We start from the raw sequence: 7412 nt of genomic DNA, 5'->3' as shown, positions 1-7412 counted from the left end.
GGCACGATAGGGCAATCCGGGCTGGCCCTGGCTGGTGGCACAGCCGCCGAGCAGGAATAGCGCGCAGGCAAGCAGGACGGTTCTCATTCGGGATAACCCTGCTGTGGCTTGTTGTTGTAGGCCAGGCGGACGTTGGGCGCGGGCTTGCTGATCAGCAGGCCCCTGCTGGGTGTCCAGTGGGCGGAGAGGTGGATATAGCGTGACCAGAGCAGGCGCTCGTCTTCCTCGTCCAGACCGTACCGGCCTCCTTGGGCATAGGCCAGCAACTGATCGGCAATTTTCTGAAGCTCGTGGGGTATTGCGGTTGCGCTTTCCTGTTCGTCGATAAAATCGAACGGAACGCCGTATTGCACAGCCAGCTCCCGCATAATCCGCAGATAGACCAGCGACAGCTCGCCACGCACCCGACGTTCGATGGGCAGCAGGCCGTAGACCACGTCCTCCGGCGGCCGCTGGAAGCCGCGCTCGCGGAATACGGGTTTGCGACTGGCCCAGACCCTGGGTTCCTCCAGCGCTTCGTCGGGCAGGCCGAGGGCTTTCCAGTGGTGATATTGCCGCCAGGTCTCGCGCGAGGCATAGGTATGCTCGAGGGGCGTATCGGCCGGGACGGTGGAGCTGAGCGGGCGGCTCAGCAGCAGCCGTTCGAGCATCAGGGGGCGATAGCCGCCGCCGATATCCGAGTGCGCGCCGGGCAGGCTGATTTCCTGGTGGTGGGGGGCGACCCTGTTGAGGGCGAAGTTCCAGCGCTTCTCGTCGCGGGCGGTCAGTTGCAGCACCTTGCGCGCGCAGCCGGGCGGCAGATAGAGGTTGATGCCGGGGTTGAGGTGGTTGGCCGGATCGTAGTCGCCGTTCAGCGGGTCGATCACGGCGGCCACGGTATCGAACAGGCCGATAAAGTTGATCCGGGCATGGGTGGCCCAGTCGAAGTTGTCGACCAAACCGAACTGACCGGATTGCAGGGTGCCCGCCAATACGCCGCCGCCGGGTTTGAGCAGTTCGTTGGCGAAATGCCGGGCTGCCGCCGCACCGCGGCTGAAACCGAAGATATCGAATTCCAGGGTGTCGATTTGCAGGTGGGGGTTGTTACGCAAGAGACGATCCAGTTGGTTCTGGATTTCAACCGGGCTCTCTCTCACCCGCGCTTGTATTCCTGTATCGCCTCGTCCGGTGATCTGGCCGTAAAGCGAGTCGGCTTCGCCACTGCTGGTGCCGATGCCTTCCAGATAGGCCTTCAGGCTGGCGGTACTCTCGTCCTTGCGCAGGCTTCGTGTTGCGTCGTCCTGATACAGGTCGAACAACCGCGCCACATTGCTCGGCGCATTGCCGTAGCTGCCGTCGGGCGCCTGGGTGAAATAGCCGTCGCCGTTGCTGTCGCTGAAACCATGGCGCTGGCAGTAGTCGATGACTTCCTGCAGGGTGCGCTCGCCCACCAACTGCAGGTCGTCGTGGCGGCATTGCTCGGTGACGGCGGCATTGGCCAGGTTGTTGCCGGTGCCGTCGAAGAACACGCCGATGCGCAGGGTGATGGCCTGGCGCACCTGCTGCTGCGGCTTCTCGTCCAGTTCTTCTTCTTCGCCTTCTTCTTCCAGCCCCAGCGGGGCGAGGTCGCCGGGTTCTTCCTGCCAGGCGCGGGCCAGGGGCGTGGCCGGCGGCTGGGGCAACGCGGGGCTGGCCGGCATGGCGCGCGCGGCGCTGGCGATATTCAGCGGCTCGGGTGGCACGAAGGGGGCTGGGGTATGGCTGGTGCCGATGATGACCGTGCCCGAGCCGCCGATCACCACGTTGCCGTGGTCGCCGAGGCTGTCCAGCGTGATCGCGGGCCTGCCGTTGATCCGCACGTTGGGAATCACGTTGCCGGTCAGCACGCTGCCGCATGCGGTCAGGTCGCCCTGGCGCGCGGCGGGCAGACCGTCGAACAGCACGTCGGGCGAGCCACTGGCGATGGGATTGGTGCCATGGCCCTTGTCGGGGCAGGCGGTGGGATCGCCCAGGCGGGCGGCGGGTTTTCCGGACATCCGTGTTCTCCTGTTAGCTGACCTTCACCTGCCCGCTGCCGTCCAGGCTGGCGGAGAAGCTGACCGGGCGCTTGATGCCGTCCACTTCCAGCAGGCCTTCGATGGCGAAGGCGAGGCGCAGCAGGTCGTGGTCGCGGGGCAGGGAAACCACCCGCACCTGGCTCAGACGGGGTTCGTAGGCTTCGATGAAGCGTTCGATGGCGGCACGCGCCTGTTGCAGCGAGTCGTGCAACGACAGGCGCATGTCGTTCAGATCGGGCAGCCCGTAGTCGGGCAGTGTCTGCACGCTGCCCGCCCGGGTGCTGAGCATCTTCGACAGGTGGGCAGCCACCGAGGCCATGGCCGCGATCTCGCGGCTCCAGCCGGCGCGCCGGCCGGCTTCGCCGCCGAGGCGCTCGAACAGGCTGCCGTATCCCGTCATGCCGCGGTCACTCCTTGTCCAGCTTGCCGACCAGCGACAGGGTGAAGTCGGCGCCCATGTACTTGAAGTGCGGACGCACGCTGAGGCTGACGCGGTACCAGCCCGGCTCGCCTTCCACGTCGCTGACGTTGACCTGGGCGGCACGCAGCGGACGGCGGCTGCGCACTTCCGAGCTGGGGTTCTCCTGGTCGGCGACGAACTGGCGAATCCACTTGTTCAGTTCCAGCTCCAAGTCGGTGCGCTCCTTCCAGGCGCCGATCTGTTCGCGCTGCAGCACCTTCAGGTAATGCGCCAGGCGGTTGACGATGAACAGGTAGGGCAGCTGGGTGCCGAGTTTATAGTTCAGCTCGGCGGTCTTGCCTTCCTCGGTGTTGCCGAAGAATTTCGGCTTCTGCGCCGAGTTGGCGGAGAAGAACGCGGCGTTGTCGCTGCCCTTGCGCATGGTCAGGGCGATGAAGCCTTCCTCGGCGAGTTCATATTCGCGGCGGTCGGAGACCAGCACCTCGGTGGGGATCTTGGTTTCGATCTCGCCCATGCTCTCGAAGTGGTGCAGCGGCAGGTCCTCGACCGCGCCACCGCTCTGTGGGCCGATGATGTTCGGGCACCAGCGGAACCTGGCGAAGCTGTCGGTCAGGCGGCTGGCGAAGGCGTAGGCGGTGTTGCCCCACAGGTAGTGCTCGTGGCTGCCGGCGACGTTTTCCTTGTAGACGAAGCTCTTGACCGGGTTGTCCTCCGGGTCGTAGGGGTTGCGCAGCAGGAAGCGCGGCACGGTGAGGCCGACGTAGCGGGCATCTTCCTGTTCGCGGAAGCTCTGCCACTTGGCGAACTGCGGGCCCTCGAAATGATCCTTCAGGTCCTTGAGGTCGGGCAGGCCGGTGAAGCTTTCCAGGCCGAAGAACTTCGGCCCGGCGGCGGCGACGAAGGGTGCGTGGGACATGCTGGCGACGCTGGCCACGTACTGCATGGCCTTGACGTCGGGGGCGCTGGGGTCGAAGAAGTAGTTGGCGATCAGCGCGCCCACCGGCTGGCCGCCGAACTGGCCGTACTCGGCGGTGTAGATGTGCTTGTAGAGGCCGGACTGGACGATTTCCGGGCTGTCCTCGAAGTCTTCCAGCAGGTCCTGCTTGGAAGCGTTGAGCAGTTCGAGCTTGATGTTCTCGCGGAAGTTGGTGCGGTCCACCAGCAGCTTGAGGCCGCGCCAGGAGGATTCCAGGGCCTGGAACTGCGGGTGGTGGAGGATCTCGTCCATCTGCCGGCTGAGCTTGGCGTCGATCTCGGCGATCATGCGGTCGACCATGGCCTTCTTGACCGGCTCTTCCTTGTTGTGCGGCTTGAGCAGTTCTTCGATGAAGGCGGAGACGCCGCGCTTGGCGATGTCGTAGGCCTCGTCGCCGGGGGTGAGGCGGGTTTCGGCGATGATGCGGTCGAGGATGCCGGCTTCGGCGAGGTCGGTGCCGCGCTCGACGGCGGCTGCGCTAGTGGTCATGTGGGTCAGCTTCCTTGTCGGTGAATTCAGGCATCCAGTTTTTCTTGGGCCGCCAGGCCCAGCTCGCCGAGTACGCGCTCACGCGAGTCGTCGTCGGCGAGCACGCTCTCGATGGCCTTGCGGAAGGCCGGCGCGTTGCCAAGCGGGCCCTTGAGGGCGACCAGCGCGTCGCGCAGTTCCATCAGTTTCTTCAGTTCGGGGATCTGCTCGACCAGGTTGGCCGGGTTGAAGTCCTTCATCGAGTTGATGTTCAACTGCACGGGCAGTTCGTCGTCGCCGGCATCGTCCTGCAGGCGGTTCGACACGCCGAAGGTCAGGCTCAGCTCCTGCTTGGCCAGGACCTCGTCGAAGCTGTTCTTGTCGATGGCGATGGGTTTGCGGTCTTCGATCTTGCGTTCGTCGGCGCGTTGGGTGAAATCGCCGAGCACCATCAGTTTCAGGGGCAGTTCGATTTCTTCCTGGGCGTTGCCGGTGGCCGGCTTGAACGTGACGTTGATGCGTTCCTTGGGTGCAACCGAGCCTTCTTTGGCCATGGGGTTCTCCTTTGCGGTTAATCCAGCACCACTTCGAGGTCGAGGTGGCACAGCCTGCGGTAAATCTCATCCTTGCTTTCACGTACGGCGTGGTTCTGCGGCAGCAGCTCGCAACAGCTGTGCAGCAGGCGCAGCACCTCGAGGGCGAGATCGGGTTCCCAGTCGCCCAGGCCGCTGGCCTCGAGCTGCTGGTCGAGTGTCTCGAGCTGGGTCTTGGCCAGCTCGTATTTCTTCGCCTGGTAGCACAGGCGGGCGAGGGACAGTTGCCAGTGGAAGCGTTCGCGCGCGCCGCGGGCGCGGACGAGGCCCTGCTTGAGCTGCTGAACGGCGGGCTTGAGACCGTCCTTGCGCAGCAGCGGCAGCGCCTGCTGCAGGGCGTCTTCCCAGGGCGCTTGCATGCCTGCGCTGGCGCTGGGCTGTTCCTGCCGGGCGGCTTGCATGGGCTGTACGTGGGGCATGACCCGGCCGCTGATCCAGGCGCGGGTTTCGACATCGGCGAAGGGGCTGCCGTCGTGGAAGCGCAATTCGTCCAGGCGCGGCACTCGCTGCAGAAACAGCGCCAGCTGGATCTCGATCTCGCGCATGGCCTGCTCGGCGTCGAGTTCCTGCAGGCATTCCCAGGCCAGCCGTTGACCGTCCAGCCAGAACGGGGCGCGGGCGGTGCTGGCTTCCAGATCCACCAGCAGGTCGGCATACAGGCCCTGGGCGAAGCGCTCGCGGTAGCTGGCCAGCTTGTCGGCCGGCACGCCGCGCAGCGCGGTGATCTGCTCGGCGTCGTGTTCCGGCAGGCTGTCAATGCCCAGCCAGAGCAGGGTGCGCGCCAGGCGCAGCGGGCGCAGGTCGCTGGCACGCTGCCTGAGCCACCAGGCGGCCAGCGGACGCGCCTGTTCCTGCAGGCTGCGCATGGCCTTGAGCGCTTCCTTGTCGTTCTCGATCGGCGAACCGGGGTTGAACACCTGGCTGGCGACCTGTTTGACCTGAGCGATGGCCGCGCCGACCGAACCGGGTTGCGGCTGGCCCTGGCCGGCGCGCTTGACCATGCCGTCGAGCTGGCGGCACAACGGCAGCAGCAGGGGGGCGTCTTCGCCGAGGTGGTCGGAGAGGCATTGTTCCAGCGCGTGCAGCTGTTCGGCCAGGCTGCGGAACAGCGTCAGTTGTTCGCCCACCGGCACGTCTTCGGAAAGGGTCTGTTCCAGGCGTGGCAGCAGCCAGTTGATGGCCGCTGCACGGGTGCGCGGCTTGCGCGGGTGCAGCTCGGCCCAATGGTTGCTGCACAGGTAGTGCAGCAGGTTCAGGCCGGCCTGCAGCCCGGCGAAGGATTCGCGCTGGTAGAGGCTCCAAGTGAGCCAGGCGGCGGCGCGCAGGTCCTTGGACAGCGAGGCGAGCAGCATCTCGCTGCCTTCGCGGACCTTCTGCCAGTCGATGCCGGTGGTATGGTGCAGCGCCCCGGCCTTGGCCAGTTCGGCTTCCAGCAGTTCGAATTCGCTGCTGTAGCGAATATCGTCACCGGCAAAGTTGCTGTCGTTGACCGGCTTTCTGGCAAGTTCGAGATAATGCTTGCTGAGTGCGCTGGCGTGCATAGGGTCGTCCGTGACGCGCGAGTTCTGTCCGTGAACTTCGGAAACGCATCTTCATATATATGAAGATATGTTTCAGCGAGAGAGGGTGCGCAACTTCTTGCACACTTCAGTTGTGCAATTAGTTGCGCATGGCCCTTATGGGATGGGCATCCTAGACGTGGGGAGTGCGCCGTTCAAGGCTGGAAGTGTGACCCCTGTAACATTGGTAGATATTCAGCGGGTCTTTGTGGAACTAATTTGAAGGCGCGCGCTAAATGCGTGTTCGGGTAACTAGCGCTGTGCGAAATGAGATATATGTATGTAGGTGAATGCTTACAGGTAAATAGCTATTACGTCACGGAAAGTTGTGGGTAGTTGTTATAGCGAAGCGATAAGTGCCTGAAGTTTAACGCCAATAAGATGACTTTGACCGGGCTGCAGTACGATCGCATCGTCCATCGCATTTGCCGTTTCGATGCAGAGCATCCGCTGCCAGGCCTCGTCGGCGAAGCCGGATAGGCGTTGTGCCTTGGCGATCCAGGGGTTCCACAGTACGGCCGAGGAGGAGCCGGTGCTGGTGAGTCGGATACGACGGTTCCAGCCGGGGTCGACGAGCGTGAGCGTGTCGGGCAGGTCGAGGTAGATGCGGTCGGTTTCGCCGTTGAAATGCAGGTCGCCCTGCTGCTGGCGCCGCTCCCAGTTTTCCAGGGTGTCGATGTAGGGCTGGCCGGCGAGCCCTTCGACGGCGACCCGATGGATGTCGCTGATGGCGAAGTAGCTATGCAGCGCCTGGCTGATGGCAACCGGTTCGGTGCCGCGGTTGTGGCTGGTCAGGGTCAGTTGCAGATCATCGGCGAGGCGGATCTGCAGGCTCAGCTCCACGGCATGCGGCCAGCCGGGCAACTGGCCCAACGCCTGCGGGCAGTGCAGCTCGAGCAGGGCGGTGTCGCCTTCGCAGCGCTGCTCGCGCAACTGCCAGTCCAGAGCGCGTACCAACCCATGGAACGGCGCCGGTTGCTCGCCACTGTACTTGGCCTGCACCGCCTGCGGATTGCGCGCCAGGTCGCCGAACCAGGGCCAGCACAGCGGCACACCGCCGCGTACCGACTGGCCCTGTTGGAACGCCGCTTCCTCGCTGAGCCAGATGATCGGGGGCGCGTCGCCCTGGCGATAGCTGAGCACCTGGGCGCCCTGTTCGGCGACCAGCAGTTCGTCATCGCCGCGGCGGATGCGCCAGCAGGCGAGTTGGTCCATTTCGAGGCGTTGGATATCGAGTGACATGGGCGATCCCGTAGTGTGAATGGACGTTCGTCTGACAACGGTCGCAAGGCGGGATTTCATCCGCCTCCCGGCGTAGGGTGGATGTCGCCTTTCACATCCACCGTGGCTCCACTCGGT

The 7412-nt window shown here is 64.6% G+C and carries 6 protein-coding genes; all 6 read right to left on the bottom strand.

Going from position 1 to position 7412, the window contains the following annotated elements; translation table 11 throughout:
- Window positions 1-83: 83 nt before the first annotated feature.
- The 6 genes from IN820_RS06220 to IN820_RS06195 all read right to left on the bottom strand — a co-directional run bounded on the left by IN820_RS06220 (window position 84) and on the right by IN820_RS06195 (window position 7295).
- Window positions 84-2015, bottom strand: a complete 1932-nt coding sequence (locus tag IN820_RS06220; RefSeq protein ID WP_193680144.1) for a PAAR domain-containing protein — start codon at window positions 2013-2015, stop codon at window positions 84-86.
- A 13-nt stretch (window positions 2016-2028) separates the two neighbouring features.
- Window positions 2029-2436 (bottom strand): type VI secretion system baseplate subunit TssE, encoded by a 408-nt coding sequence (gene tssE / locus IN820_RS06215; RefSeq protein WP_193680143.1) that lies wholly within the window; start codon window positions 2434-2436, stop codon window positions 2029-2031.
- Window positions 2437-2443: 7 nt separating this feature from the next.
- The gene (gene tssC, locus IN820_RS06210; RefSeq protein ID WP_193680142.1) at window positions 2444-3922 is read right to left on the bottom strand and encodes a type VI secretion system contractile sheath large subunit; all 1479 of its coding nucleotides are present in this window, start codon (window positions 3920-3922) and stop codon (window positions 2444-2446) included.
- Between the two features lie 26 nt (window positions 3923-3948).
- Window positions 3949-4455, bottom strand: a complete 507-nt coding sequence (gene tssB / locus IN820_RS06205) for a type VI secretion system contractile sheath small subunit (RefSeq protein WP_193680141.1) — start codon at window positions 4453-4455, stop codon at window positions 3949-3951.
- A gap of 17 nt (window positions 4456-4472) precedes the next feature.
- Entirely contained in the window at window positions 4473-6035 is a 1563-nt protein-coding gene (gene tssA, locus IN820_RS06200) for a type VI secretion system protein TssA (protein WP_193680140.1), read from the bottom strand.
- Window positions 6036-6392: 357 nt separating this feature from the next.
- The gene (locus tag IN820_RS06195) at window positions 6393-7295 is read right to left on the bottom strand and encodes a D-hexose-6-phosphate mutarotase (protein WP_193680139.1); all 903 of its coding nucleotides are present in this window, start codon (window positions 7293-7295) and stop codon (window positions 6393-6395) included.
- Between the last annotated feature and the right edge of the window lie 117 nt (window positions 7296-7412).

The sequence above is a fragment of the Pseudomonas lopnurensis genome, assembly GCF_015070855.1.
GTDB lineage: Bacteria > Pseudomonadota > Gammaproteobacteria > Pseudomonadales > Pseudomonadaceae > Stutzerimonas > Stutzerimonas lopnurensis.
The sequence above is the reverse complement of the archived record's forward strand: the minus strand, read 5'-3'. Positions and strand labels throughout refer to the sequence as shown.